Source organism: Paraburkholderia strydomiana, from assembly GCF_046030495.1.
GTDB classification, from domain to species: Bacteria; Pseudomonadota; Gammaproteobacteria; order Burkholderiales; family Burkholderiaceae; genus Paraburkholderia; species Paraburkholderia strydomiana_A.
This window is the reverse complement of sequence record NZ_JAQQCJ010000029.1, coordinates 80,206-106,496: the sequence shown is the minus strand read 5'-3', so window position 1 is coordinate 106,496 and position 26,291 is coordinate 80,206. Positions and strand designations below refer to the sequence as shown.

The 26,291-nt window shown below is 62.2% G+C and carries 20 protein-coding genes; 12 read left to right on the top strand and 8 right to left on the bottom strand.

Translation table 11 applies throughout. The features are described 5' to 3' along the window. Window positions 1–196 precede the first annotated feature (196 nt). On the top strand, window positions 197–1,087 hold the full coding sequence (locus PQQ53_RS29525) for a carbohydrate ABC transporter permease (RefSeq protein ID WP_408149568.1): 891 nt from the start codon (window positions 197–199) through the stop codon (window positions 1,085–1,087). Continuing rightward, window positions 1,084–1,935 (top strand): carbohydrate ABC transporter permease, encoded by an 852-nt coding sequence (locus tag PQQ53_RS29520; RefSeq protein ID WP_121323698.1) that lies wholly within the window; start codon window positions 1,084–1,086, stop codon window positions 1,933–1,935. The genes PQQ53_RS29525 and PQQ53_RS29520 overlap by 4 nt, the downstream gene beginning before the upstream one ends. 137 nt (window positions 1,936–2,072) lie before the next feature. Here the strand turns inward: PQQ53_RS29520 and PQQ53_RS29515 are convergent, their stop codons facing one another. Next, the gene (locus PQQ53_RS29515) at window positions 2,073–2,366 is read right to left on the bottom strand and encodes a DUF1330 domain-containing protein (RefSeq protein WP_408154291.1); all 294 of its coding nucleotides are present in this window, start codon (window positions 2,364–2,366) and stop codon (window positions 2,073–2,075) included. A 156-nt stretch (window positions 2,367–2,522) separates the two neighbouring features. Next, window positions 2,523–3,548, bottom strand: a complete 1,026-nt coding sequence (locus PQQ53_RS29510; protein WP_408328116.1) for a nitrilase-related carbon-nitrogen hydrolase — start codon at window positions 3,546–3,548, stop codon at window positions 2,523–2,525. Window positions 3,549–3,661: 113 nt separating this feature from the next. On the opposite strand from PQQ53_RS29510, the gene PQQ53_RS29505 reads away from it, so the two are divergent. From PQQ53_RS29505 to PQQ53_RS29470, 8 genes are all read left to right on the top strand, one after another. Further along, complete coding sequence (locus tag PQQ53_RS29505; protein ID WP_408328113.1) at window positions 3,662–4,558, top strand: LysR family transcriptional regulator; 897 nt, start codon at window positions 3,662–3,664, stop codon at window positions 4,556–4,558. Between the two features lie 567 nt (window positions 4,559–5,125). Then, window positions 5,126–5,476 carry a DUF4148 domain-containing protein gene (locus PQQ53_RS29500; RefSeq protein ID WP_408154287.1) on the top strand — a complete coding sequence of 117 codons (351 nt, stop codon included), beginning with the start codon at window positions 5,126–5,128 and terminating at the stop codon, window positions 5,474–5,476. Between the two features lie 116 nt (window positions 5,477–5,592). Then, window positions 5,593–6,387: an alpha/beta hydrolase gene (locus tag PQQ53_RS29495; RefSeq protein WP_408328111.1), complete on the top strand. Its 795-nt coding sequence runs from the start codon at window positions 5,593–5,595 to the stop codon at window positions 6,385–6,387. A gap of 184 nt (window positions 6,388–6,571) precedes the next feature. Beyond that, on the top strand, window positions 6,572–7,720 hold the full coding sequence (locus PQQ53_RS29490; RefSeq protein WP_408328108.1) for a peptidyl-alpha-hydroxyglycine alpha-amidating lyase family protein: 1,149 nt from the start codon (window positions 6,572–6,574) through the stop codon (window positions 7,718–7,720). A gap of 219 nt (window positions 7,721–7,939) precedes the next feature. Then, window positions 7,940–8,830, top strand: a complete 891-nt coding sequence (locus PQQ53_RS29485) for a LysR family transcriptional regulator (protein ID WP_408154285.1) — start codon at window positions 7,940–7,942, stop codon at window positions 8,828–8,830. 377 nt (window positions 8,831–9,207) lie between these two features. Next, on the top strand, window positions 9,208–10,374 hold the full coding sequence (locus tag PQQ53_RS29480) for a CaiB/BaiF CoA transferase family protein (RefSeq protein WP_408149584.1): 1,167 nt from the start codon (window positions 9,208–9,210) through the stop codon (window positions 10,372–10,374). Beyond that, window positions 10,371–11,132 (top strand): enoyl-CoA hydratase, encoded by a 762-nt coding sequence (locus PQQ53_RS29475; RefSeq protein WP_408149586.1) that lies wholly within the window; start codon window positions 10,371–10,373, stop codon window positions 11,130–11,132. Before PQQ53_RS29480 ends, PQQ53_RS29475 begins: the two co-directional genes overlap by 4 nt. A 27-nt stretch (window positions 11,133–11,159) precedes the next feature. Then, the gene (locus tag PQQ53_RS29470; RefSeq protein WP_408154281.1) at window positions 11,160–12,473 is read left to right on the top strand and encodes an MFS transporter; all 1,314 of its coding nucleotides are present in this window, start codon (window positions 11,160–11,162) and stop codon (window positions 12,471–12,473) included. Between the two features lie 84 nt (window positions 12,474–12,557). Here PQQ53_RS29470 and PQQ53_RS29465 read toward each other — a convergent pair whose 3' ends face one another. The 5 genes from PQQ53_RS29465 to PQQ53_RS29445 all read right to left on the bottom strand — a co-directional run bounded on the left by PQQ53_RS29465 (window position 12,558) and on the right by PQQ53_RS29445 (window position 19,369). Beyond that, on the bottom strand, window positions 12,558–14,066 hold the full coding sequence (locus PQQ53_RS29465; RefSeq protein ID WP_408328105.1) for an argininosuccinate lyase: 1,509 nt from the start codon (window positions 14,064–14,066) through the stop codon (window positions 12,558–12,560). Between the two features lie 147 nt (window positions 14,067–14,213). Continuing rightward, a complete protein-coding gene (locus PQQ53_RS29460; RefSeq protein ID WP_408328103.1) occupies window positions 14,214–14,654 on the bottom strand; it encodes a hypothetical protein in 441 nt (146 codons plus the stop codon). A 346-nt stretch (window positions 14,655–15,000) separates the two neighbouring features. Continuing rightward, window positions 15,001–16,698, bottom strand: a complete 1,698-nt coding sequence (locus tag PQQ53_RS29455; protein ID WP_408149594.1) for a purple acid phosphatase family protein — start codon at window positions 16,696–16,698, stop codon at window positions 15,001–15,003. A 302-nt stretch (window positions 16,699–17,000) separates the two neighbouring features. Then, the gene (locus PQQ53_RS29450; protein WP_408149595.1) at window positions 17,001–17,420 is read right to left on the bottom strand and encodes a hypothetical protein; all 420 of its coding nucleotides are present in this window, start codon (window positions 17,418–17,420) and stop codon (window positions 17,001–17,003) included. A 20-nt stretch (window positions 17,421–17,440) separates the two neighbouring features. After that, window positions 17,441–19,369, bottom strand: coding sequence for a putative bifunctional diguanylate cyclase/phosphodiesterase (locus PQQ53_RS29445; RefSeq protein ID WP_408149597.1), 1,929 nt, complete (start codon window positions 19,367–19,369; stop codon window positions 17,441–17,443). Window positions 19,370–19,588: 219 nt separating this feature from the next. Here PQQ53_RS29445 and PQQ53_RS29440 point away from each other — a divergent pair, with 219 nt between their 5' ends. After that, the gene (locus PQQ53_RS29440) at window positions 19,589–21,061 is read left to right on the top strand and encodes an MFS transporter (protein WP_408149599.1); all 1,473 of its coding nucleotides are present in this window, start codon (window positions 19,589–19,591) and stop codon (window positions 21,059–21,061) included. 471 nt (window positions 21,062–21,532) lie between these two features. Here PQQ53_RS29440 and PQQ53_RS29435 read toward each other — a convergent pair whose 3' ends face one another. Further along, a complete protein-coding gene (locus PQQ53_RS29435; protein ID WP_408328100.1) occupies window positions 21,533–23,290 on the bottom strand; it encodes a M30 family zinc metallopeptidase in 1,758 nt (585 codons plus the stop codon). Between the two features lie 624 nt (window positions 23,291–23,914). On the opposite strand from PQQ53_RS29435, the gene PQQ53_RS29430 reads away from it, so the two are divergent. Further along, the gene (locus PQQ53_RS29430) at window positions 23,915–26,287 is read left to right on the top strand and encodes a bifunctional salicylyl-CoA 5-hydroxylase/oxidoreductase (protein ID WP_408328097.1); all 2,373 of its coding nucleotides are present in this window, start codon (window positions 23,915–23,917) and stop codon (window positions 26,285–26,287) included. The last annotated feature ends 4 nt before the right edge of the window (window positions 26,288–26,291 follow it).

Genomic DNA, 26,291 nt, shown 5'->3' with positions numbered 1-26,291 from the left:
GGGGGGGGGTGGGTTTGGCGCGGGGGGGGCGGTGGGGGGGGTTTTTTCCCCCCCCCCCCCCCCCGCCCCCGCTCCCCACCCCGGGCCCCGCGTTCCGGTCGTGGTGCACCTGATTGCACCTGATTACACCTGATGTATCCGGCCCATCCCGTCGCGCCCGCTGCATAACGCGGACGCGTCTTACGATCGAGCACGCATGAGCCGTTCCGCTTCTTCGCGCTTGCAAGCGCCCTGGTTGCTGATTGCGCCGAGTCTGATACTGGCGCTTTTCATCATCAGCTATCCGATTTTCAACATCGTGTGGCAATCGCTGCACGAAGTTTCACGGTTCGGTGCGATTCGCGATTTCACCGGCCTGCAGAATTTCTATACGGTTTTCAACGACCCCGTGTTCATCGCGTCGACCCGGCGCACGATCGTCTGGACAGTCTGCGTGGTCGGCGGCACGGTGCTGATTTCAGTGCCGGTCGCCCTGGTGCTGAATCAGGATTTTCATGGACGCGGCGTGGCGCGCACCATCGTGATGCTGCCGTGGTCCGTCTCGCTGACGATGACCGCCGTGGTCTGGCGCTGGGCCTTCAACGACGACTACGGCATGGTCAACGTCACGTTGCAACGGCTCGGCTTGATCGGCGGGCCAATCCATTGGCTCGCGACGCCGGAGCTCGCGTTCCCAGTGGAAATCGCCGTCGGCATTCTGGTGTCGATTCCCTTCACCGTGACGATCTTGCTGGGCGGCTTGTCGTCGGTGCCCGGCGACATCTACGAAGCCGCGCGAATCGATGGCGCGAGCGCATGGCAACAGTTCCGCAAGCTGACGATGCCGCTGCTGCGCCCGTTCATCAACATGACGATCCTGCTGAACGTGATCTACGTGTTCAACTCGTTCCCGATCATCTGGGTGATGACACAAGGCGGCCCCGACAACAGCACGCACATTCTCGTCACGTACCTGTATGAACTGGGCTTCCGGCTCGGACGTCCCGGCGAAGCCGCCGCCGTCTCGCTGATCATGCTCGTCATGCTGTTCCTTTTCTCGATCGCCTATCTGCGCCTGCAGCCCGCGAAAGAAGGAGATCCGTCATGAGTTTCGACGCGAAGATGAAGCGCTCGCTGTGGTGCTGGCTGGCGCTGTCGCCGCTGGTGGTGGTCGTGCTGTTTCCGTTCGCCGTCATGTTCTTCACGGCGTTGAAGCCGGCTTCGGAGATCTTTGTCTATCCGGCGCGCTGGCTGCCTGTGCAGTGGCAGTGGCGCAATTTCATCGACATGTGGGAAGCAGCCAACTTCGGCGTGGCCCTGCGCAACAGCACGATCATCAGCTTGCTGTCGACGATGCTCGCGCTGGCGGTGAGCCTGCCTGCCGCTTATGCGCTGGCCCGCTTTCCGTTTCGCGGACGTGGCCTGTATCGGCAGTTCCTGCTCGTCACGCAGATGCTGTCGCCCATTCTGCTCGTGGTCGGTCTGTTCCGGCTCGCCGCGATGATCCCGTTCGGCGACGGCAACCTGGTCGACTCGAAGATCGGTGTGATTGTTTCGTATGCGGCCTTCAACATCGCGTTTGCGGTGTGGATGCTGTCTTCGTATTTTCAGACGGTGCCGCGCGATCTGGAAGAGTCGGCCTGGCTCGAGGGATGTGGGCGCACCAAGGCCGTGTTCAAGGTGTTCCTGCCACTGGCGGTGCCGGCGATCGTCGTGACGGCGATCTTCACGTTCATCAATGCGTGGAACGAGTTCGCAGTGGTCTATACGTTGATCCGCTCGCCGGAGAACAAGACGCTCACCGTGCAGGTGACGGACATGGTCGCCGGGAAATACGTCGTGCAGTGGCACCTGGTGATGGCTGCAACGCTCTGCGCGACACTGCCGGTTTCGATCGTGTTCGCGTGGTTGCAGAGGTATCTGGTGAAGGGGCTGGCGTTGGGGGCGGTGAAGTAAGTTGGCGTGGGTCGAATGGACGGTGACGGCCTGCTCACGCGGCGAGCCGTCAACCCCAATTCTGTATTGACGGCCCAACGCCTTACTACTGCATTTCAGTGCGATAGGGCATTGACTTGCCCACCGCATCCACTGCGTTACTCCGTGCCGCGAACAATGCGCAGATCGCGCTCGACGCCGTCGCCCAGCGCTTCGAGCGCTTTCTTGTAGGCTTCGCTTTCGTAAGCGGCGACCGCCTGCTCGTAAGTCGCAAACTCGATGACGACGGTGCGCTCCTTCAAGCCCTGCTCGCGCGCCTCTTCGGCCACACCGCGCACGATGAACTTGCCGCCGGCAGCCGCCACGGCGGGCGCGGCGAGTTGCGCGTACGCGGCCAGCTTCGACGCGTCGTTGGTCTTGCGGTAACTCGATACCCAATATCCTTTGCTCATTTGCCTCTCCTTGTTCTACGGTTCAAAAGCGCTCGCGGGCTTACATAGTAGCAAAGAGAGATCGTAACGTTGGTCGGCGAAAGCGTCCATCGGTGCGCGCGGCTCGTTGCCCTCAAATGAGCCGTGCTGCTCAAGCGTGGCGTTTCGCACTTGCCGCTACCGAAGCAGCCGGTCGCGACCGACTACTGCAAAACTGAGCGCGACCGAGCCTGCGCGCGCAACCCTTGGCGCGTCGGCGATTATCGACGCCTGACCAGATGTGTGGGCCAATGGCCCATAAAGGCTCGGGCGGCGGCGCATGAGCCACTGCCGGCCAATGCTTTGGTCGATCAGCGCTGAATCCAGATCCGCTGAAACGATTTTGCGTGAGTCGCAAGTGCCTTGGGCCAGAATGCGCCCGCGGGGGTCCAGAATCATTGCTGCCTCCGCAGGAAGCTGTGCGCTTTCGTTGTTGAAATCGATTCCCTCGCTGAACGCGACGAACATACCGTTGTCTCCGGCGCGAGCCGGTAGCCATCGACGCAAGCAGCTTGTTGGGTCACTTTGTTCACCGACCTCTGCGTTCGCGCTTGCGTTTGCGACACGCCGCCCTGATTTGCCACCGGGCCCCCGTTTCCCCGATACCGCGTGAATCCGCTCTTCGCTCTCGCGGCCCACTCCATCTCTTCGATGTGGGGCGACAAGCAGCGCCGCGCCCATCAACGCAGTCATGCGCACGTTCTCGATCAGATAGTTATCAGCGCCGATCAGGATGCCGATGCGCATGCCCCATACCGTATCGAAAACGGTGAACCGTTCTCCACATTCGATCCGCCGATGCTCGAACGCATACAGCTTGCGATGACAATAACGCTGCCCATCCGGCATGCAGATCACGTAGCTGTTGAATAGCCGCCCATCCTGCGCACGCTCGATCAAGCCGACGCCCGCGGCCACACCTGTGCGCTCGACAGCATCGGTGATCGCGCTGAGCGCAGGTCCATCGAGCGGCTCCGCCAGCGCTTCAAGTTCACGCCGATGGAGCGACGCGAGAGTCACCCCTCCGACGAGACAGGTTTCCGGAAACACCGCGAGGTCGATTTGCTCGCGAGCGGCAAGCGCGAGCCACGCCTCCACTCGTTCGACGTTCTGCGACACCTCACCCCGAAGCGATATCAGCGGGATGGTTGCAACGCGCAGCATTGAAGCGGACACAATGAATACCTCATGACAGGAATCGATGAAACACCTCCATTGGACCGCTTGTCATTCAATACGTAAAATGAATGTTTCGACGCATTCAATAGGCTGGTGGAATGGAACTTAAACTGCTCCGTGCTTTCCTGACCGTCGCCGAATTGCGTCATTTCGGTCGCGCGGCCGACAATCTCTGTGTCAGCCAGCCCGCGCTCAGCAAGCAGATCGTGGCGTTGGAGTCGAGCCTCGGCGCCCGCCTGTTCGAGCGCGGCAGACATGGCGCCGAACTCACGACATTCGGCGGGGGGTTTCTCGCCGATGCAACGATGCTAGTACGGGATGCGGATGAGATCCTCGCGCGCGCCCGCGAAGCAAGCGGCGGAAAACGCGGCTATTTGCGCATTGGTCTCGGGCTCTCCACTCTCAACTTCGCGCCGCCGTTGATCGCTGAATTCCGCAGGCGCTATCCGAACGTCAGCGTCACACTCAACGACCTGTCTTCGGCTGAACAGACTCGCCGGCTGCTCGGCGGCAAGCTCGACGTCGGCTTTCTGCGTCTGCCGGCCGACGCCGCGCTGTCCACGTTTGCCGTACTCGATGAGCAACTCGCGCTGGCGGTGCCACAACAGTCGCGCTGGAAACGCATTCCCGCCGATCTGAATGAACTGAACGAGCCGGGATTCATTGCGCTGGCACGCGGACGCGGCCCGGGGTTGGCCGCACAAATCGATCACTGGTGTGGCGCGCATGGCTTCACGCCGCGCGTGATACAGCAAACCGACGATATCCAGTCGGTCCTCGCGGCCGTCGCCGCTGGCGTCGGCGCGGCGTTTCTGCCATCGCGCGTGCAGTATCTGCTGCGCGACGCGAAGGTCATGCCGCTGCGGGATGCGGCGGCGCAGTGGCGTGTCGGTCTGGCGTGGCAGTCCACGCGCGACGATCCGGTGACGGCGCGTTTCGTTGAATTCGTGCGAAGTGCGGCGCGGTCGGCGGGTCGAGGGTCAAAGGGAAAGTGACCGGGTGGCGGGATAACACCTCTCATGCGCTCACGAATGCAGTCACGCAGCAAAGTGACTGACTCCGCGCGGCCCTGACACGGCTACAGCCCTGTCCGTTTCTGGCCCGCTTCTTTCATATTCATTACTCGCGTGTGCGCTGCAACCGTCCGCGAGGGATGCCTTGCGCGCCTCCTCATCGTCAATTGCCCGCATGTCCCCCATTTCAGCGGAATGTAAGATTCGCCGTCACACCTTCGCCTGAAAAAATTTTGGAATAAGCGGCGGCTCGACGTGTTTGCCTCTACAAGAACGGCTGCTGATGCCTGCGACGTGAATACCGAACGAAGTACGTCTGCGCGCTTCAATCGCATACGGTTCGCACACGCAGGCAGGTAGACATAGACGTATCTTTTGTCACCCACGCAGGCTTCTTCATTTATCCAGTACTTAGGCATCCGTATTAAAAAGATCTTTCGTTGATCATCCTTGCATCGGCCAGCGGCGGCACTCAAGTCTCCGACGGCAAGTTAAGAATCGCAACCATGACCTGTCAGGTCATCACATTCATCAAAAGGAATTTTCATCATGAACAAGACTCTTGCTGGCATCGCTCTCGTTATCGGCACATTGGCCGCCCCCGCACTGAGCTTCGCACAATCTAATGCTCCGTTGACTCGCGCCGAGGTGCGCGCCGATCTGGTTCGCGTCGAGCAGGCCGGCTACAGCACCTCGGCTAGCAGCGACACCACCTACCCGGCCAACATTCAGGCTGCCGAAGCGAAGGTCGCCGCACAAACCGCTTCGCAAACGACCCAATCAGCGTACGGCGGTGTGCCGCAGAACGGCAGTACTTCATCAGGCGCACACGCACACAAGTCGATGGCCTCCGACTGCGTCGGTCCGGTCAGCTTTTGCAACCTCTTTTTCGGCAGTTGAACAGTGCGCGTACGGATGCCAATCCAATCGTCCATGAAGAGCGGCATCCCGACTGTTACTGGTTGATCACCTGGATCTGTTCAAACGTAATCTCTAATCGCATATCGGAGTTTGTCATGAAGTTTCTGCCCCTCGCCGCCACGGCCCTGTCATTGTCGGCGTCGCTCTTTGCATCGACTGCCGCGATGGCGCAAGACACCCGGTCCCACAACACGCCTGTGCACAACATCGTTCTCGTTCATGGCGCATGGGTGGACGGGTCGGGTTGGCAGCCGGTTTACAACCGGCTGACCAAAGACGGCTACCACGTCACCATCGTGCAGGAACCGCTGAGCTCGCTCGACGACGACGTCGCCGCGACCAAACGCGTTCTCGACCAGCAAAGCGGTCCCACGATTCTCGTGGCACACAGTTACGGCGGCTCCGTGATTACCGAGGCCGGCGTGCATCCAAACGTCGTCGGCCTCGTGTACGTGGCCGCCCACGCGCCCGCCGTCGGCGAAGATGAAAGCGACCTCGGCAAAGGCATGCCGAGTTATACATCGAAGCAGCCCGGCGCGATCATGAAGACCGCCGATGGCTACACCTCGCTGAATCCCGTGGACTTCCCGAAAGATTTCGCGGCCGACCTGCCGCTCAAGCAGGCTCAATTCGAATCGCACGCGCAGATTCTGACGGCGGCAAAGGTCTTCTCGACGCCGCTCACGGCTGCCGCATGGACCAGCAAGCCGAGCTGGGGCATCGTCGCAGCGGACGACAAGATCATCAGTCCCGACCTCGAACGCTGGTACTACACGCGGGCACACAGTCACACGACCGTGCTTGCAGGTGCAAGCCATTCGGTCTATGAATCGCGCCCGAAAGAAGTGGTGGCTGTGATCGAAGATGCGGCGAAGCATGCCGAACAATGAACCACCGGTATCGCCCGCGAGTGCGAGCGATGCCGGCACACAACCCGGAACACGTAACACCGCGCCCCACTCTCCTGGCACGAAACGACGACTTAGCTATTAAGCGTTTTGTGCACTACGATTGCGTTTGCACGTTTCGAGCTTGACGACGTGACTACCAGGCCGATCACATAGGAGACACCGAATGAGCGAGCAATATGGGGCGTTTTGTCCGTGCTGTGGCAGCGCGGAGCATCGGGCAATGAGTCGTCGAATGTTCATGAGTCTTATCGCCGGCACGGCGGCCGGACTCGCGATGCCGGCGGCATTCGCGGACACACAAGACGTGCCGTCCGTTGCTTACGATTCGGTTGCCAATCCCGTTCATTTACCTAAAGACACCTATTTCGGCGAATGCTCCGGCGTCGCGCTCAACTCGCACGGACACATCTTCGTGCTGTCGCGCGGCAACACCAATGGCCCCGCCTATGGCGCGGCCGCCGCGCAATTGCTGGAGTTCGCCCCTGACGGGCGCTTCGTCCGCGAGATCGGCCACAACCTGTATGCGTGGTCGTTCGCGCACACGGTCAAGGTGGACCGGCAGGACAACATCTGGGTGACGGATAAAGGCTCCGACATGGTGATCAAGTTCACACCGGATGGACGGGTTGCCATGGTATTCGGCCGCAAGCAGGAAGCCGCCGACGAGGAAACCGGCCCGCTCAAGCATCCCAATCCGCCGCTGCCCTCCGAACCCGGGCGCTTTCGCCAGGTGACGGACGTCGCGTGGGACGCGGCGGGCAACACGTACATCAGCGACGGCTATATCAACTCGCGCGTGGCAAAAGTCGATCGGGACGGCAACTGGATCAAGTCGTGGGGTGACCGTGGCACGGGTCCGGGCCAGTTTCATACGCCGCACAGCATCGCCGTCGATGCGCACGACAACGTCTACGTCGCCGACCGCAGCAACCGCCGCATTCAGGTATTCGACACCGAAGGCACTTTCCTGCGGCAATTCACCATCGACGTGCCGGTGCCACCGGATGCGCGTCCGGCGATCGGCAACATGCCCGACGAAGCGACGATCGCAGCCGGCACGTTCGCGCCCGGCTCGCCGTGGGCCATCTGCATTTCGCCGGGGCCGAACCAGGTGCTTTATAGCGCCGATGCCTTTCCGGGGCGCATCTACAAGATGACGCTCGATGGGAAAGTACTCGGCGTGCTCGGCAAGGCGGGCAAACAGCCGAAGCAGTTCGGCTGGATTCATCAGATGGCGTGTCCATCGGAGAATGTGCTGTTCGTCGCGGAACTGCTGAACTGGCGCGTGCAGAAACTGATTCTGCACGCGTGAGCGACGACGGTCGCATCGCATCCAGGCGAGTGTCTGACTGACACGCGGCCAGCGTGACAGCAGACACCGCGTGCCAATCCGCTGCCATTCGCTACTCACCCTTCCCGGCGGCGTCAGGCCACATCACCGATATCATTGACGACATCGGCCACAGCCCGTTCGTCGCCGCCCACTCCACCGCGCCCATCCCTTCGATCAAGATAAAGTCTGGAGTTAGGTTTGAAATTCGACACGACAACCGTTCGGCTGGTCCTCGCCATCATCGAGGAAGGCAGCATCTCGCGCGCCGCCGACAAGCTCAATCTGGCCGTGGCCGCCGCGTCGCGGCGCGTGTCGGACTTCGAAGAGCAACTCGGCGCGAAGCTGTTCAACCGCGTGCCGCACGGCGTCGAAATCACCGAATCGGGCGCCAAGCTGCTGCAATACGTCCGGCAGATCGACAACCTGATCGACCGGCTCGAAGGCGACGCGCTGGCGCTCAATCATGGGCTCGACGGCCGCATCATCATCGGCGCGCCAAAGGCCGTCGTGATCCAGTTCCTCGCCCGCGAGATTGCCGGCATCCAGCGCAAGTACCCGGGCATCACGCTGAAGATCGTCGAAGAGAACAGCAAGATCGTGCAACAACTGCTGCGCGACAAAGTAATCGACGTGGGCATCTACGAGAAGAAGAGCGGCTTTCTCGATCTCGCCAAATCACCGTACCGCGACGACCGGCTCGTGCTCGTCTATAGCCGTGCGCACTTCCGGTTTCTTGACGAACCGGTCGGGATCGACGACATTCTCGATCTGCCTATCGTGAGCCTGGGCAAAGGCTCCGCGGTCCTCTCAGCGGTACAGCGCGCGTATCGCAGCCGCGGACGGCTGTTCGCCAACAACTTCACCGCCAGCGGCTTCGACACCATGCTCGCGATGGTGCGCCATGGGCTCGGGGTCGGCCTGATGCCGCCGGAGGTGCTGCGCAGTTTTCATCCCGAGAAAGCGCTCGCGTCGGCCGAGTTGCAAGGGGACTGGCATCAGCGCAGCTACGTGCTCTCGTGTGCCGAAGGACACGCGCAGGAACAGACGCTGCGCAACGTGGTGACCGAATTGCTCGGCCAGCCGGTGTAATCGTTCGATTCCCTCCGGTTTCGCCGCTCGCGAAACCAGACATGACGCGGTCATTCTTGCGGCGGCCTTTGCAGTCGGCGACAGTGGGGCATAACGATTAGCCGGAGACAAATCATGCCCCGAGGCCCTGACGCGACCGCCCACAGCATCGCGCGATGCACTCCCGCGAAAGGCGGTCAATGCACCGCGTCGCGGACTCCCCAAACGTCCTCATTCGCGCTTGCGAATCCCAGGCAGCGTTCGGCAGCCATCCGTCTCGGCCTCTCGCGCTGACACCGAAACCCGTCATCCCCACACGCCTCGTCACACGTTGACGCGAGCGGGCAATCCGCCCACCACTTCGAAACGACGAATCAACGCACCAAAGGAACCTCGATATGACCGAATCGAAACATCTGCCGCTGCAAGGCATCCGCGTGCTGGACGTGAGCCAGGTCATGGCGGGCCCGTTCGCCTGCATGCTGCTGGCCGACCTGGGCGCGGACGTGATCAAGGTCGAGCCGCTGGAAGGCGATCAGACTCGCGGCGCGATGGGCTTCAAGATGAAGGGCCCCGACAGCATGGGCTTCCTGAACATGAACCGCAATAAGCGTTCGCTGACGCTGGACCTCAAGAGCGACGAAGGCCGAGCGTTCTTCTACAAGCTCGCGAAGACCGCCGACGTGATCGTCGAAAACTACCGTCCCGGCGTTGTGCAGCGTCTGCATATCGACTACGAGTCGATCAAGGCAATCAATCCGAAGATCGTCTACGTGAGCATCTCCGGCTTCGGGCAAAGCGGGCCCTGGGCCTCGCGCCCGGGCTTCGATCTGATGGCGCAGGCGATGTCCGGCGTGATGAGCGTGACCGGCTACAAGGGCGGCAAGCCCGTGAAGGCGGGCGTGCCGGTGGCCGATATCGGCTGCGCGCTGTTTGCGGTGTACGGCCTGCTGTCGGCCTACATCGGCGCGCAGAAAAGCGGCGAGGGTCAGCACATCGACGCGTCACTGTTCGATTCGGTGATGGCCTTTTCGATCTGGGACATGTCGGAGTACTGGGGCACGGGTGTGCCGCCGACGCCGCTCGGCACCAGCAACAAGATGAGCGCGCCCTATCAGGCAGTGAAAGCGCGCGATGGCTACTTCGTGATGGGCGCAACCAACCAGAAGCTGTGGACGAAGCTGTGCGAATTGCTACAGCGGCCAGACCTCGTCGCTCACGCCGACTATGCAACCGTCTCGCTGCGCCTGAAGAACCGCGAAGCGATGATCGAAATACTGGAGCAGGAATTTGCGAAGCGCGACAGCGCCGAGTGGGTCGAGGCGATGCTCGCGACCGGCATTCCGGCCGGCCCGATCCTGTCCTATCCGGAAGCGTTCGAAAGCGAACATGCCACGCACCGGCGCATGTGCATGGAGATCGACCATCCGCATGAAGGCAAGGTCAGGAACATCGGCTTTCCGGTCAAAATGCTCGGCACGCCGCAAACGGTGCGCCGCCACCCGCCGCTGCTCGGCGAACACAACGACGAAATCTTCGCTGAAATCAACGGGACCGCATCATGAACGAACCCGTCACCCTCACGGTACATGCTTCGGGCGCGGCGGAGATCGTGATCGATCGCCCCGAGCGGCACAACGCCATGACGCTCGACATGTACGAGTCGTTGCTCACGCTCATCGCCCAGTGTGAACGCACGAGCGGCGTGCGCTGCATCCTGTTTCGCGGCGCGGGCGGCAAGTCCTTCATTGCCGGCACGGATATCGCGTATTTCAAGGACTTCCGTGACGGCCGCGATGGCGTGGCCTACGAGGCCTTCGTCGAACGCGTCATCGATACGGTCGAGCGCATCGCGATGCCCACCATCGCCGTGATCGACGGCTGGGCCGTGGGCGGCGGCCTCGCGCTCGCGACGGCTTGCGACTTCAGACTGTGCAGCGATGCATCGCGCTTCGGCGCGCCGATCGCGAAGACGCTGTCGAACACGCTGTCCTCGCGCAACATCGCGCGGCTTCAGGCTGCCCTCGGCGTGCCGCGCGTCAAGAAGATGCTGATGCTCGCCGACTACCTCGGTGCCGCCGACATGCTGGAATGCGGCTACGTCCATGAAGTTTGCTCGCCCGGCGCGTTGCAAGAAGCGGCGCATGCACTCGCGCAACGGCTCATGGCGTTGTCGCCGGTCACGCAGAAAGCAGTGAAGGAGAGCTTGCGCCGCATCGTCGTTGAACAGCGGCTCGACGACGAAGACCTGATCGACGAGGTGTACGGCAGCGCCCGCTTCAGGGACGCCGTGATCGCCTTCACCTCGGGTGCGTCGAAATAACAATAAATGAACAACGTGGAGTGAGACATGAAACGATTACAACTCAGGGCGACCACCACCGTCCTGCTGATGTTGTGCCTGATGTACTTCATCACCTACGTCGACCGCGTCAACATCAGCACCGCCGCCGGGCAATTCAAGTCCGAACTCGGACTGAGCAACACGCAGCTCGGCTTCATCTTCTCGGCGTTCGCGTATCCGTACGTGGTGTTCCAGTTCATCGGCGGCTGGGTGAGCGACCGCTTCGGCGCGAAGCGCACGCTCATCGCCTGCGCGTTCATCTGGGCGGTGGCGACCACGCTGACGGGACTCGCGGGCGGCTTCGCGACGCTCGTCGCGGCGCGCCTGCTGCTGGGTCTCGGTGAAGGCGCGACGTTCCCCGCCTCCACCAGCGCGATGGCGTCGTGGGTGAAGAAGGACCGGCGCGGTTTCGCACAAGGCATCACGCATTCGTCGGCGCGGCTTGGCAACGCCATCGCGCCGATACTCGTGCTGGCGCTGATGACCGCGTTCGACTGGCGCTTTGCGTTCTATCTGCTCGGCGCGCTGAGTTTCGGCTGGCTCGTGCTGTGGTACATCACGTACACCGAGAAGCCCGCGGATCACCCGCGCATCACCGCCGAAGAAATTCACAGCCTGCCGCCGCCGAGAGTTCGTCCGGTGGAAGCGCCCGGCACCTGGGCGCGGCTTTATCGGCGCCTGTTGCCGGTCTCCGCCGTGTACTTCTGCTACAACTGGATTCTCTGGCTGATGCTGGACTGGATGCCGCTCTACTTCATGCACAGCTTCCATCTGAACATCAAGAAGGCGGTCATCTTCACATCGGGTGTGTTCATTGCGGGCGTGTTCGGTGATCTGGTCGGCGGTCTGATCAGCGATCGGCTGTTGCGCCGCACCGGCAATCTGAAACTCGCGCGCAGCGCCCTCGTCGCATTCTGCATGACGATGACCGGTCTCTCGCTGATCCCCGTCGTGCTGATTCACGACCCGATGTACTCGCTGGTCTTCCTCGCCGCCGCGATGTTCTTCAATGAAATGAATATCGGCCCGATGTGGGCCATTCCGATGGACATCGCCTATGACCGCTCGGGCACGGCGAGCGGCATCATGAGCGGCACGGGCTTCACGGCGGCGATCGTGAGTCCGGTGGTGGCCGGTTATCTGATCGATCGTCTGGGCAACTGGAACGTCACCTTTATGTTGTCGATCTGCGTGATGGCTTGCGGGGTGCTGCTGACTTTCGTCATGAAGCCGGATGCGCCGTTTATCGACAGTCTGAAGCCTGCGACGCCTTCGCCGCGTACGGCTCGCGACACTGCGTTTCCACTCGCGGACAAGTAGCAAAAGCGCCTTATCGGATCTTCGCTTCGCGAGCACGGCCGAATCGACGCCGCGCTCGCGAAGTCACGCTATCCAGCGCTGTAGTCAATTCCCGGGCGAGCGGCCGAGCACCTTATCGAAATCGACATCCAGCTTCGCCAGCGATCCGTCGATATGCGCCCGGTTCTCCTTGATCCACTGATCCTGCTGCGCCACGCGCGCGTTCGCTTCCTTCAGCATGCGCGCCATTTCAGCCGGTTGCGGACCGCCCGTCGTCGCGCGATTGTTCACGATCGACACCGGATTGAGCGTCGCACGGAACTCGGCTTCGCTCATGGGCAGATCGCCGGCGTACGGCGTGCCCGCCACCGTCTCCCGGTAGATGCGCTGCGCGTCGGCGTACGGAAAGTCGAGCGGCTTGATGTCCTTCTGCCGCGCATACTCCACGACGTTCGACGCAAAGTGATGGCCGACCCGGAACGGCAATTTGTATTTGCGCATCAAGACGTCGGCGACTTCCTGCGACGCGGTCCAGTCGCTATTCAGTTCTTCGAGCGCGCGTTCGGGGTTGATCACGAGCGCGTTCATGACCGTCTGCCAGCCTTTGAGCGCGGCTATGCCGGTGTCGATCATCTCCGTGTTCGCCTTCACGTCCTTAGGATCGCTCATGCCGGGCGGCAGATTGTGCGCCTCCAGCACGACACCCTCGGCTTGCGCCAATGCGGTGGACGCGTCCGTGCGCGTGCGGATCAGCAGGCCGGGGTTGCGCTTTTGGGGCATCGCGCTCGACACGTAAGTGTTGACGCCGCCTTCCTGCAACAGAATCCACGGCCGCGACTCGGCGTATTGCGTCATCACGTCCTGAATGAAACTGCCGGTGTGCAGCGCCACGCTCGTGACGATCGCGCTGGCTTCGACTGGTTCATCGACGGAAGAGATTTGCGACGCGTCATACGCGTTGTCCACGATCGCATTGAAGCCGAGGTAATGCGCCATCCGTTCGCGATTCAACGGCCAGCTCGTGCCGTTGAGCACCGTCGTGCCCATCGACGACCGATCGACACGCTTGTACGCTTCACGAATGCGCTGCGCGTCGCGATCCAGTCCCGCGGCAAAGCCCAGCAAGTAGTGGCCGTAGCTGTTCGGCTGCGCCGCCACGCCATTCGTGTAGTTGGGCACGATGGTCGCCGAGTATTGGCCGGCGAGACGCACCAGCGTCGCGGTCGTGCGGTTCAGTTGATCGGCGAGATTCAGCAGATCGCCGCGCAGAATCGCCGAGCGATACGTGGCGTGCATGTCCTGGCTGGAGCGCCCTGCGTGCAATAGCGTCACGTCTTCGCCGGCCGCTTTGATCAGCAGCGGCTCGAACGTGATTACCGTGGCCGGACGTTTCGCGCCGGGCTGATTGCCGTCGGCAATGACCTTCGCCACACCCGCGGCGAGACGCGGGGCCATCGCCTTGTCGAGCAACCCTTCGTCGGTGTTGATGACGACCGTGGCCTTGTTGATTTCGCCGAGCCAGAAGAATTCGTCGCGCGGCGGCGTCGATTGGGCGAAGGCGGGAGAAGCGGTAAGAAGAACGACAGCGGGGAAAGTCCAGGCGAGGAGTCTCATGTCGGGCGCGCGTGAGTTCAAATGCGCCTGATTATATGATCGCCGCGGGTTCGGTATGAATCGGAAGACCAGGTTCCGATTCACGCATCCTGATGACTGCGAGGTCGTGCTCGCGCCTGAGTGAATTCAAGCGCGAGCGTCACGCGTTCAGTCGTAGTGGCGATGCTTGTGATGACGCTTGCCCGAATGGTAGCCGCGCGAATAGTCGTCGGCGTACGAGTTGGAACGCGAGACGTTGCCGCCGAGCGCCGAGCCCGCGCCACCGCCCACCGCCGCGCCGATGAGGCCGCCCGAGCGGCCGCCCATCGCATTGCCGGCTGCCGTGCCCGCACCGCCGCCCAGCGCGCCGCCGATGATCGCACCCGTGCGCTCGCGGCGATTCGACGTCACCGCGCCGCCGGCGCCGCCGCCCACCGCACCGCCGATCACCGCGCCCGTGCTGCCGCCCACTGCGCCACCGAGCGCCGCGCCGGCCACACCGCCGAGCGCGCCGCCCAGCATGTTGTTCATATCGCCGGCCACTGCCGACAAAGACGCCGCAGCGGTCAACGCAGCAACGACAACCATCTGGATGATTTTCTTCGACATAACTGGTGTTTTGTTTTCTTGAGACGGCGCCGAGTATAACCGGCCTTACGAAAGGCTTTTGTAACCGCTCAGACCAGCCTCGTAAGACGTGTAACAAAATGACCGGGCGGTTGAGAGATTGGCCTATGCCGTCGTGGAGGGATCGAAGCTGATGGGCTGCAACGTCCATGGAAATAGGCCGCATTGAGTACGACCTGCTCAAGAACAGCGCAGGGAAGAGGCGAAGACTGGCGTGCGGACGTTATCCGAACTGCACCGAGCCGTCTTGTATTTCAAGCCGGTCGCGGGTCGACGAATCACCCTGCTCCGATGTCTCGCCGACCCGCCGATCATGCTCGTTCAGCGCTCAACCACGGCGCTTCTTCTTCAACTCGATCGTCTCGAACAACTCGTAGTTCGGCGTCGGCGTCTGATCCGCACCGGGCGCGTGATAGTAGTTCATCGTGATCGTCGTTTCGCCGCCGCGATGCCCCGGATCGTGATCGAACACGGCAATACCGTAGCCCGTGCCGGTGTCGCGTTGCGCCGACCAGATCGCGTCCTCGACGGCGTCCGCGCTAGCGCGCGCGAACGTCCCCGCCGTCGTCCCCGCAACCGGGCGATTGGGCCGCGTGAAAATCCGCGCTTGCGGCAGCCCCGTGCCGATATCCACACCGTACACATCGAGCGGCGCGCTCGTGCCGCCACCACCGAGAATCAGGTGAATCGTGCCGTGGCTCGTGTCGAACGTCGACGCGCCCGACGATACCGCCGACATGACCGGCTTCGGCTGCAACGTATCGACCGGCCGGCCGGTCGCGATGTCGGTGCCCTTGTGGTGATTGCAGCCGCGCACGGGATAGCTGCGCTCGTAGTCGTGATCGTGGCCGCACAACACCAGGTCGACACCGTAGCGGTCGAACAACGGCAGCCAGGCCTCGCGGATGCCCTTATCCGAACCGTTGCCGGTCTGCGACGAACTCAGCGCGTCCTGATGCATCTGGACGATGATCCAGTCCACTTCGTCATCCTGCGCCGCGTGGTGCAGGACTTTTTCGAGCCAGCGGGTCTGCTCGCCATCGCTATATCCACGCACGTATAACGAGGTGCCCGGTTGAATCGGCGGATTGCCGGTGCTCGCGACCGGCACCAGCGGCGCCGGACCCGCCACGAACGCGGCGGCATCCTGATAGACGACGTCGTCCGCATCGAGCGAGATGAAGAGCACCGAACTCACGCGGAAGCTGTACCAGCGGCCCTGGAAGCGCGAATGATTATCCGGCAGCGTATAGCGCGCGAGATACGACGCCAGCCCCTGCTCGCCGTTGTTGAATTCGAGTTCGTGATTGCCGGGACAGGGCATCCAGGGCCGGTTCGACGCCGACGTCTGCGCGTTGTTGCCGAAGTCGCGCCACACCGCCGGCTGTTGCAGGGGATTCAGGTTGGCATAGCAAAGGTCGCCGTTGAGCAGATGGAACAGCGGCTGGAAGCGCTCGACCGCCTGCACCGCAAAGCGGCTCTGCGGCGACGACAACACCCAGCCGGTATTCGGCGTCGCGAGGTCGCCATAGCTCGTCCAGCGAAACGGCGCGCGGCCGCGCGGCGCCGTGCGAAAGCTCGCGGAAAACGGCTGGGCCGCGTTGCCGTCGTTCTCGGCCGTTACCTCGTACTGGTAATTCGTATCGGCCTTCAGATCGCGCAGGCGCGCGTGATAGGCGAACACGACCTCGCCGTTGATGCCGTCGGTGTATGTGCTTTGCACCGCGTGCACGGTGTGCCGCTTCGAGTCCGCGCCGCTGAAACGCACCTGCGGATTCACCGCCGGCGCAAGCGACGCCCACGACACCGTGACCTCGCTCGTCGGATCGTTGCCCCAGGTCAGGTGGACCTGTTCCGGCGTACCGTCCGGCGGATTGCCGTTGGCGGCCCGCGCCGCCGATGCCAGTGTGCCCGCCGCCGTGGCGAGGCTGGAGGCGCCGGCAAACTTCAGAAACCCACGACGCGAGACGATGGAAGCGCCCTGATCATCGGGCGGTGAGGCCTTGACGATTTTTTTGTTCGACATGTCCGGTGGTGTTGTATGGGGGATGGAAGAACGCCGGCGCCGATGCCCGGGCGCGCGTGGCTACCCGCGCTCAAGTGCGCGCTGCCGGCGCAGTGCGTGACGGATGCGAGCATCGATCCTAGCCGTGAAGCTGTGACAACCGGATGAAAGGATGGGCTGTGCTCGGACGGCGTCGCGGTCGTTGCGCGTGGCACGAAGAAGACAACGTGGAGAACGGCGCGCGGCAGAAAGGCCTGCCATGTGCGGACTGACTGCAGCGGGTTGACTTTCTCTGCCGCGTCAGCGGCGACTAAGCGCAACCGCTAGCGTGCGGGCGGCTGCGGATTATTCGCCGGATTCGTATCGAATCTTGAAACGCGGCTAATGCCATTGGCATCGACCAGTTTCAATAATTCGGTTTCCATTGCATCCGCGACGTCCTTGCCATAGACCTCGTCGCCGTTCACATAGATCGTGAAAGACCGCAGATACTTCGCTTTCTTCTCCGGGTTCTCGATGGTGTCCCGCGTCCATTGATAGAGCGGATAGTTTTCCGTCCCCAGTCTTTCCGCTTCGTTGACGTAATCGGCGAATGCATCGAACTGGCACTTCAACGTCGCGTCGTGCCTGCGCAGAATGTCACGAAGCGTGGCATGCGCGGCGCTCGTCCGGTCGCTGCGCAATGCGTCCGCGAGTTCAGGCGAGACGGTAATCCGCAGCTGGAATTGCAGTGTAACGTCCATATTCACCTCGTTGCCGGTCTTCAGGAACGCGCGCTCGCGGTCAGTTGCCCATCGATCTGCTCGATCTCACTGCCGCGCAGCGGCTTACCCAACAGAAAGCCCTGGGCGTGCGTGCAGCCGCACACGCGCACGAAATCCAGCTGCTCCTGCGTTTCGATACCTTCCGCCGTGGTCGGCATGCCGATTTCGCGGGCCAGCGCGACGATCCCGCGCACCACCGCCGCGGATTCGCGTCCGTGCACGGACTCCTTGACGAACGAACTGTCGATCTTCAGCTTGTCGAACGAAAAACGCACGAGCGTCGACATGGTGGAGAAGCCGGTGCCGAAATCGTCGAGCGCCATTCCGATGCCTAGCGCACGCAGCCTCGCGACGTTGCGCTGTGTGACGGCATCGTCGTTCAGCAACACCGTTTCCGTGACTTCGAGATTCAGCCGTGTGGGCGGCAGCCTCGTTTTCCGAAGAATCGCCGCAACCGTCGATGCAAACGACTCCTCGCGCAACTGCACCGGCGAGACATTGACGGCGACGGCGACCTTGTCCCGCCACGTCACCGCTTCCGTGCACGACTGCAGCAATGCCCATTCACCCAGCGCGAGAATCAGGCCGGTGCGTTCGGCAGTCGGGATGAATGCGGACGGCGAAAGCTCGCCGCGGCTCGGATGGGTCCAGCGAATCAGCGCCTCGCGGCCGGAAATTGTGCCGTCGCTGAGATCGATGATCGGCTGATACTCCATGCGCAGGCCGTTGAACGACTTCAGCGCGCCTTCGAGGTCGCTGCGCAGCAGGCTCAGGCTTTCGTCGGAAACATGCTTGTCGGTATCGAAGATCACGAACGCGCTTTTACCGCTGCGTTTGACCGCATATAACGCCCGGTCAGCGCAGATCAGCAATTGCGGCCCCGTGTTCGCGTGCTCCGGATAAAGCGAAACCCCCACGCTCGCGCCGATATGCACGAGCGCCTCGCTCAACACGAACGGGCGCGCGAGCGTCTTGACGATGCGATCGGCCAGCACGCGAATGTCGCGGATCTCGGCTACACCGTCGGAAATCGCGACGAATTCGTCACCCGCGAGGCGGCCGACCTGATCACCGCCCGGCAGGATTTCACGCAAGCGGGTCGCCGCTTCCTGAAGAATCTGATCGCCCGCGGCATGGCCAAGGCTGTCGTTGATCGCCTTGAAACCGTCCAGATCGATCAGTAGAACAGCGAACGACTGACTCTCACGCGACGCGCCCTGCCCGGTTCGCTCCAGCAGCAATTCGCTGATACGCGCGCGATTGGGCAGGCCGGTGAGGCTGTCCTGACGCGCGAGACGGTGGGCGGTTTCACGCGTCAGCAACAGGGCGACGGTGTCGCGATTGCTGCGCAGCGCGACGGTGAAGAAACCGGCGGCACAGAAAGGCGCCTGAAACAACAGCACGAGCTTGCCGTTACCAGGCGACATCGCCGCGCCGAGACCCAACAGGCTCAGGATGAAGGAGATCTGCAGCATCGCGAGCCTGGGCGTGCCGGCATTGCGGCCGGCCAATCCACCGATCACACCGACCGCGCAAACGTTGCCGAGCAGGAATAGCGTCGGATCCCCACTGATATTGCACAACAACGTGCCGAAACCGAACAGTACGCTCCACAGCAGACTCGCCAGCAAAAACGCGGAGGTCGGCGTCGGCCGATTTTGCGCGCTGCGCTTGCGGCACAGCCAGATCAGCGCGAGACGCGCGAACAGGAGCGCGACGACGGCGCTGCCCCACGCGGCATATAGGGGGATCGGATAAAGATAGAAAGCGGTGGCGCAAACGCTGATTTCGCAGATCGACGCGAATATGATCGACGACGTTCGCGTGAATAGATGAGCGAGCAGGATTTGGCGATTTTCCGGGCTCAGTTCCTGAGCGGAAGACACGACCCACTTGAAAAATGGAGACCTTGGTTCGCTGAAAGCCATGACCTGCACATTTGACGGTTAGTGGAATTCAAACGGGGGCGTGCGCAGCAATTATTACGTAAACTTCAATTACTTAACCTCGAAATCTCAGCTTATTCTGGAAAAAAGCGCTATGCACGACGATTCCGCCCGCTGTCTGCATGAGCAAATAACCAATATGGATTTGTGCGGCCAGGATGTCCAGCGTACGATGGCGCTTTTTTTGCCGGTCGTCTTTGCATGTCAACTACCTTTGCGCCCACTCCGTCCGCTGTGTCCACAACCGGGCCCGCAAAGCCTGTCATCCGTTCGGCTTCTGATGTTTCCGACCTCGTCAACCGCGGCGCGGCGGCCGGAAGCGATGCCCGCATCGTCGTGGCGATCGCGCTCGGCGGCGTGTTTCTCGATGCCTATGATCTCGGCGCGCTCGCGTTCGGCCTCAAGGACGTCTCGCGCGAATTTTCGCTAACGCCTGCGGGCACCGGGCTCGTCGCGTCGGCGATTACGTTCGGCGCGATTTTCGGCGCTTTTTTCGGGGGCTTTCTCACCGACAAGATCGGCCGTTATCGCGTCTTCATGGCCGACATGTTTTTCTTCGTGGTCGCGGCGCTGGCGTGTGCATTTGCGCCCAACGCCTGGGTGCTCGGAGGCGCGCGCTTCGTCATGGGGCTCGGCGTGGGTATCGATCTGCCTGTTGCGATGGCTTTTCTGGCCGAGTTCTCGCGCCTGTCGGGACGCGGCAACAAGGCCGCGCGCATCGCCACGTGGTGCCCCGTCTGGTACGCGGCGATCAGCATCTCGTACCTGCTCGTGCTGGGCTTCTATTCGACACTGCCGGCCAGCCACTCGGGCCTGCTATGGCGTCTGATTCTCGGTTTCGGCGCGGTGCCGGCAATCATCATCATTGCCGTTCGCAGCCGATACATCAGCGAATCGCCCGTTTGGGCGGCGAACCAGGGCGACCTGGAAGGTGCAGCGCGCATTCTGAAGCGCTCGTACGGTATCGATGCGGAGGTCGCGCCGGAAGTTGGTACCGGGACCGATCGCGCGCCCGTGCGCACAGGTTCGTGGCGCAATTACGGCGCGCTGCTGCGCGGCGTCTATCTGCGGCGAACGGTTCTCGCGACCGTCACCGGCATTGCTTCGGCTTTCGCCTATAACGCCGTCGCGTTCGGATTGCCCGTCATCATTTCGAGCTTCCTTGCACAGTCGATGCTCACGACGATTCTCGCCTCGCTCACGCTGAATCTCTGCTTTGCTTTCGTCGGCGGGCTGATTGCGGTGCGCATCGTGCCTGCGGTCGGCGCGTGGAAATTGACTGTGTTCGGCTACGCACTCCAGTTGATCGCGCTGCTGGGTCTTGCCGTCGTGGGCCGTCCGTCGTCGGTGCCCGAGGTGGTCGCGGCCGTTGCATTGCTCGCCTTGTTCCTGCTGGGCCAGGGCATCGGACCCGGATCGCACACCATGACCTTCGCGTCGTTGAGCTACCCGACGTCGCTGCGCGGGGTCGGCGTGGGCTTCAATCAGACGCTGATGCGCGCCAGTTCTGCCGCGTCGCTCTTTCTCTTTCCGGTGCTAGCTGCCGCGCTGAGCACGCGTGTTTTCTGGGTCATCGCGTTTGCACCGTTGTGCGGATTGCTGGCGTTGCTCGCCATCCGCTGGGAACCGTCGGGGTATGACGTCGATGCGGAGGATTTCCGCAGCGGGGTGTGAATCCGGGGACGGGTGCTGAGTAGTTCAACGCCCCGTCCCATCCTCCTCCTCCACGGCATCGACCTGAACAGCGGGCAGCCCGGAAGGCACGGCGGTCTCTCCCACCCGGCCCGTCACATGCACGAGCCGGCCCTGCAAGCGAAGCGCCGTCGCGCGTTCCACGCCCACGAGTTGCCACACCGTCCTGCCGTCGGAAACGACGGGATACGTAAACGGCTCATTGCCGCGAAGCACCAACGTACCGCGCAGATCGACCGGATCGCCGGGACGCGCTACGCCTGCGCACGCAACACCGGCACAAAGAACGAATGCAGACAGTAGAAGTGTTCGAAGCATGGCGGCAGCAGAGTCAAACCGTACGTGTGCAGTGGTTATCAACTTCAATCAGCCAGCAGCATGCGCGAAAAAAGCCGTCCCGGAAAGGGGACGGCTTCGCGAATCAACCCGACGCGATGCCGCCGCGCGACCAGGTTACTGCACGATGACCGACAGCGTCACGCCAGGAGGCAGCGTCACCGTTTCCTGGTAAGTACTCGCGACGTTCGAACGCGCCACCGGAAAACTCGCGTAGCCCAATAGAATGCCCGGCGAGGCCGACGGCAGCAAACGGACCATGGTCGAAGGATCGATGGACGGCAGCGTGAAGCCACCTTCCGCCCGCGACGGGAAGCTGTACTGCGCCATGTTCGCCGTGAGCGGCACCTGAGCGCTCGCGGCAGCAGTGAAGTGGCGCAGCTCCTGAGCGACGCTCGAATCCGGACGAACCTGCTTGATGGCGTCGTTCAGAATAGCCATCGACGTCGTCGCATTCTTGTCGTTCAACAGGGCCTTGTAAAACGCGAGGCCGAGTTGCCGGTTCAGGAAGCCGCCAAACGAGCCGTTGGTCGTGTAGCTGTCGCACGTCGTGTCGCCCACGTCCCACGTCGTCAGACCGCAGCTATAGCTGCCGTGGTTGTTGTACGTGAGATAGCTGATGAAGCGGTTGTCGCGGATGGCGTTGTAGGTGGAGTCGATATTGAAACTGACCCAATCCTCCATCATCATCGCGGTCGTTTCTTCGAGCCACGTGTCGTACGCGTACTGCGTCCCCATCAGCATGTCGCGTCGGTAGAAGTTCTGCATGTGGGTGCTTTCGTGCGCCATCACCGTCTGCATCGACTTCATGCCGGCCGCGCCGGCCAGATACAGCGTCTCCGAATCCAGATACAGCGACAGGTCCGCATTGCTGTAAGCCGTCTGGCCGCTGCCCTGGTTGACGAAGTTGTTCAGCGCCCAGAAGTAGCCCACCATGCCGTACGGCTGCGCATTGTGATCGAAGTTCGCGACGACGAGGTCGACCGGTTGCGATGCGCCAATCATGCCGGCCGTGCCGACCGTGCCCCAGAAGGGACCGCCTACGCCCGTGACCATGTCGTATATGCCGCCCGTGCCCGCGTAGTTCTGCAAAAGACTGCTGACGATTGCCGGCGTGATCTTGCCCGTGCCGTATTCGGAGGTCTCGACCCAGATATTGACCTTCGTGCCATCTGTGGTCGTGCCCACAGCCTGAAGCGTCATGTGGCGCTGCGTGTAGTCCGCCAGCCAGAAGTCGCGCGTATCGCCGATGTTGTAGGTCACCACCGAGCGCTGCACGCGGCCGACGACGTCAGCGGACAAACCCGAAGCAGCCGACGAGGCCGCGCTCTGCTGCACGAGCGTCTTCCAGCCGGTCGAGTTGAATTCGTGAATCCTTTGCACGAGCGGGTCTTCTCCGCCCGTCGATGCCGCCGAGGCCTGCGCCTTCATGGCGACGACGTCGGCCGTCGGCGCCGTCACGCTTGCGTTGAAGGCCACCGGCGTTGCCAGCTCATTGGTAAAAACGAGCGTGACGTTGCGGCCCGTCGTGCCTTTGAGCGACACATTGACGGTGTCGGACTGCGCGCCCGTGTTGAGCGCTTGCCACAGGCCCACGCCGCTGCCCGTATAGGTCGAGTCATCGGCCGCGCCGCAGTTCGAGCAGGCCGCGTGCAATTGGCCGTCGTCAGTCGGTGTCTGGGTGATGATCGGCGTGTTGCCGGCGGTGTTCGTGCCGGTGTTGGTGTTGGTGCCGCTGTTCGTGTTCGTGTTGTTGTTGGCCGTGCTGTTAGAGCCGCCATCGCCGCCGCCGCCACCGCCACATGCAGCCAGACTCGCGGCCAGAGAGAGCGCAACGATTACCCCGAATGCCGATTTCCGGCGCTTGATTCGCATATTCTTTTTCTCCACTACCGGTTCAGTGCCGTGAAAAACTCCTTGGCCGTGTTGCGCGCCGGATCCAGACGACCTCCGGGCCAGCGCAAAAAACACACTGCTTGTTGTCGGCAAAAAGACTTGGAAATTTAGGGTAATGAATTCGACTCGATTCGAATTGCATATTTCTTCGGCGATAGCCGGCTGGCGCAACCAGATAGCGTTCGGTCGCCGCCTCGCTGGAGATAAGTTGCATCGCTTCTGTCCGCGCTTAGCGACGCTTTTATTATGGACAACGGCTTACTGAACAGATCTCCTGGCGTGTGGAATTACGCTTACGAATGGATGCAAAGGTTCATGGTTTTGCCCACACGAAACACGAAAGGTTGTGATTAATCCAGCTTCGAAAAAACTCCCCTCTCGTGTCGAGATACTCCTATCGCGCGTCGACATATATGCCAATTAGACTGAATAGTCCCGAGCGGGCATTACACCTCTCGTAGCCGTACACGACGGCTCCGGCACCGCCTGTGCGGCGTGCCATAACAAAGCGCCCGATGTGCGGTTCCATGCAAATTTACTTGACACCTAAACTATCAAGACCTAAATTACCCCCAAGGCAGAGTCCACATTTGGGGAGCAAGCATGCGCATTGTCTGTATCGGCGGCGGGCCGGCCGGGTTGTACTTCGGCTTGTTGATGAAAAGCCGCAACCCGGATTACGAAGTCACGGTCGTCGAGCGCAACCGTCCCTATGACACTTTCGGCTGGGGCGTCGTGTTCTCCGACCAGACGCTCGGCAACCTGCGCGCCGCCGACGCCCCGAGCGCCGACGCGATCCTCGACGCGTTCAACCACTGGGACGACATCGAGATCAATTTCCGCGGCCGGCAAATCCGCTCGTCGGGTCATGGCTTCTGCGGCATCGGCCGTAAGCGCCTGCTGAACATCCTGCAAGCCCGCTGCGAAGAACTCGGCGTCAAGCTGGTGTTCGAAACCCAGGTGACGGACGACAACGTCTACGAAGCCGACCTGATCATCGCCTGCGACGGCCTGAACAGCGCGATCCGGCAAAAATACGCAGCCACGTATCAGCCGGACATCGACACGCGCGACTGCCGCTTCGTCTGGCTCGGTACAAAGAAACTCTTCGACGCATTCACCTTCGCGTTCGAAGAAACCGAATTTGGCTGGTTCCAGGCGCACGCTTACCGTTTCGACGATCAGACTTCCACCTTCATCGTCGAGACGCCCGAGCGCGTGTGGCGCGCCGCCGGTCTCGACGAGATGAGCAAGGAAGACAGCATCGCCTTCTGCGAAAAGCTGTTCGCGAAGTACCTCGACGGCCACGCGCTGATGTCGAACGCCGCGCATTTGCGCGGCTCGTCGCAATGGATTCGTTTTCCGCGCGTGGTCAACGGTGAATGGGTGCATTGGCGCGGCAACGCCGACGGTTCGCAAACGCCAATCGTGCTGATGGGCGACGCCGCGCATACCGCGCACTTCTCGATCGGCTCGGGCACCAAGCTCGCGCTCGAAGACGCGATCGAACTCGCCAACAGCATCGGCGCCCATCCCGGCGATCTGCCCGCCGCGCTGCAGCATTACACGGAAGTGCGCAGCATCGGCGTGCTGCGCATCCAGAACGCCGCGCGCAATTCGACGGAATGGTTCGAGCACGTCGATCGCTACACGTCGTTCGAGCCGGAACAGTTCGCGTATTCGCTGCTCACGCGCTCGCAGCGCATTTCGCACGAAAATCTGCGCGAGCGCGACGCGCGCTATCTGTCGGGTTTCGAAGACTGGCTCGCGCAGCGCTCGGGTGTCGAGCGCGCGCCGGACCAACACTCGGTCCCGCCGATGTTCACGCCGTTTACGCTGCGCGGCGTCACGCTGAAAAACCGCGTAGTGGTCTCCCCGATGGCGCAATACTCGGCGGTGGACGGCATCGCCGGCGACTATCACCTGATGCACCTCGGCGCGCGCGCCATGGGCGGCGCCGGGCTCGTGATGACCGAGATGACCTGCGTGTCGCCGCAAGCGCGCATCACGCCCGCGTGTCCCGGCATGTATGCGCCTGAGCATCTGAGCGCGTGGAAGCGGATCGTCGATCTCGTGCATCGTCAGTCGGACGCGAAAATCGGCATTCAGCTCGGCCATTCGGGCGCCAAAGGTTCGACGCGCGTCGCGTGGGAAGGCATCGACCAGCCGCTCGCCGAAGGCAACTGGCCGCTCGTCTCGGCCTCGCCGCAACAATATCTGCGCGGCGTCAGCCAGCATTCGCGCGAAGCCACGCATGAAGAATTGCGCGAGATCGAAGCGCAATTCGTCAACGCGACGCGCATGTCGGCGCAAGCCGGCTTCGACTGGCTCGAACTGCACTGCGCGCACGGCTATTTCCTGTCGAGCTTCCTGTCGCCGCTGACCAATCAGCGCACCGACGAATACGGCGGCTCGCTCAAAAACCGTTTGCGCTATCCGCTGCAGGTTTTCAAGGCGATCCGCGCGGTATGGCCGCAAGACAAGCCGATTTCCGTGCGTATCTCCGCGAACGATTGGGTCGAAGGCGGCACCACGCCGGACGACGCCGTGCAGATCGCCCGCGCCTTCAAGGCGGCCGGCGCGGACATGATCGACGTATCGTCGGGTCAGGTCAGCAAGGAAGAGAAGCCCGTGTACGGCCGCATGTTCCAGACGCCGTTCGCGGACCGCGTGCGCAACGAAGCCGGCATCGCGACGATCGCGGTCGGCGCGATATCGGAAGCGGATCACGTGAACAGCATCATCGCCGCGGGCCGTGCGGATCTGTGCGCGATTGCGCGCCCGCACCTGGCGAATCCGTCGTGGACGCTGAACGAAGCGGCGAAGATCGGCTATTTCGATGTCGCGTGGCCGAAGCCCTACACCGCCGCGAAGTCGCAACTCGAACGCAATCTGGAACGCGAGCGCGCTCAGGCCATCGCGAACGCGGGTCTGTCGCCGCAAGAACGCGCGCAACGCGCAGAAGGAACCACGTGAGCCA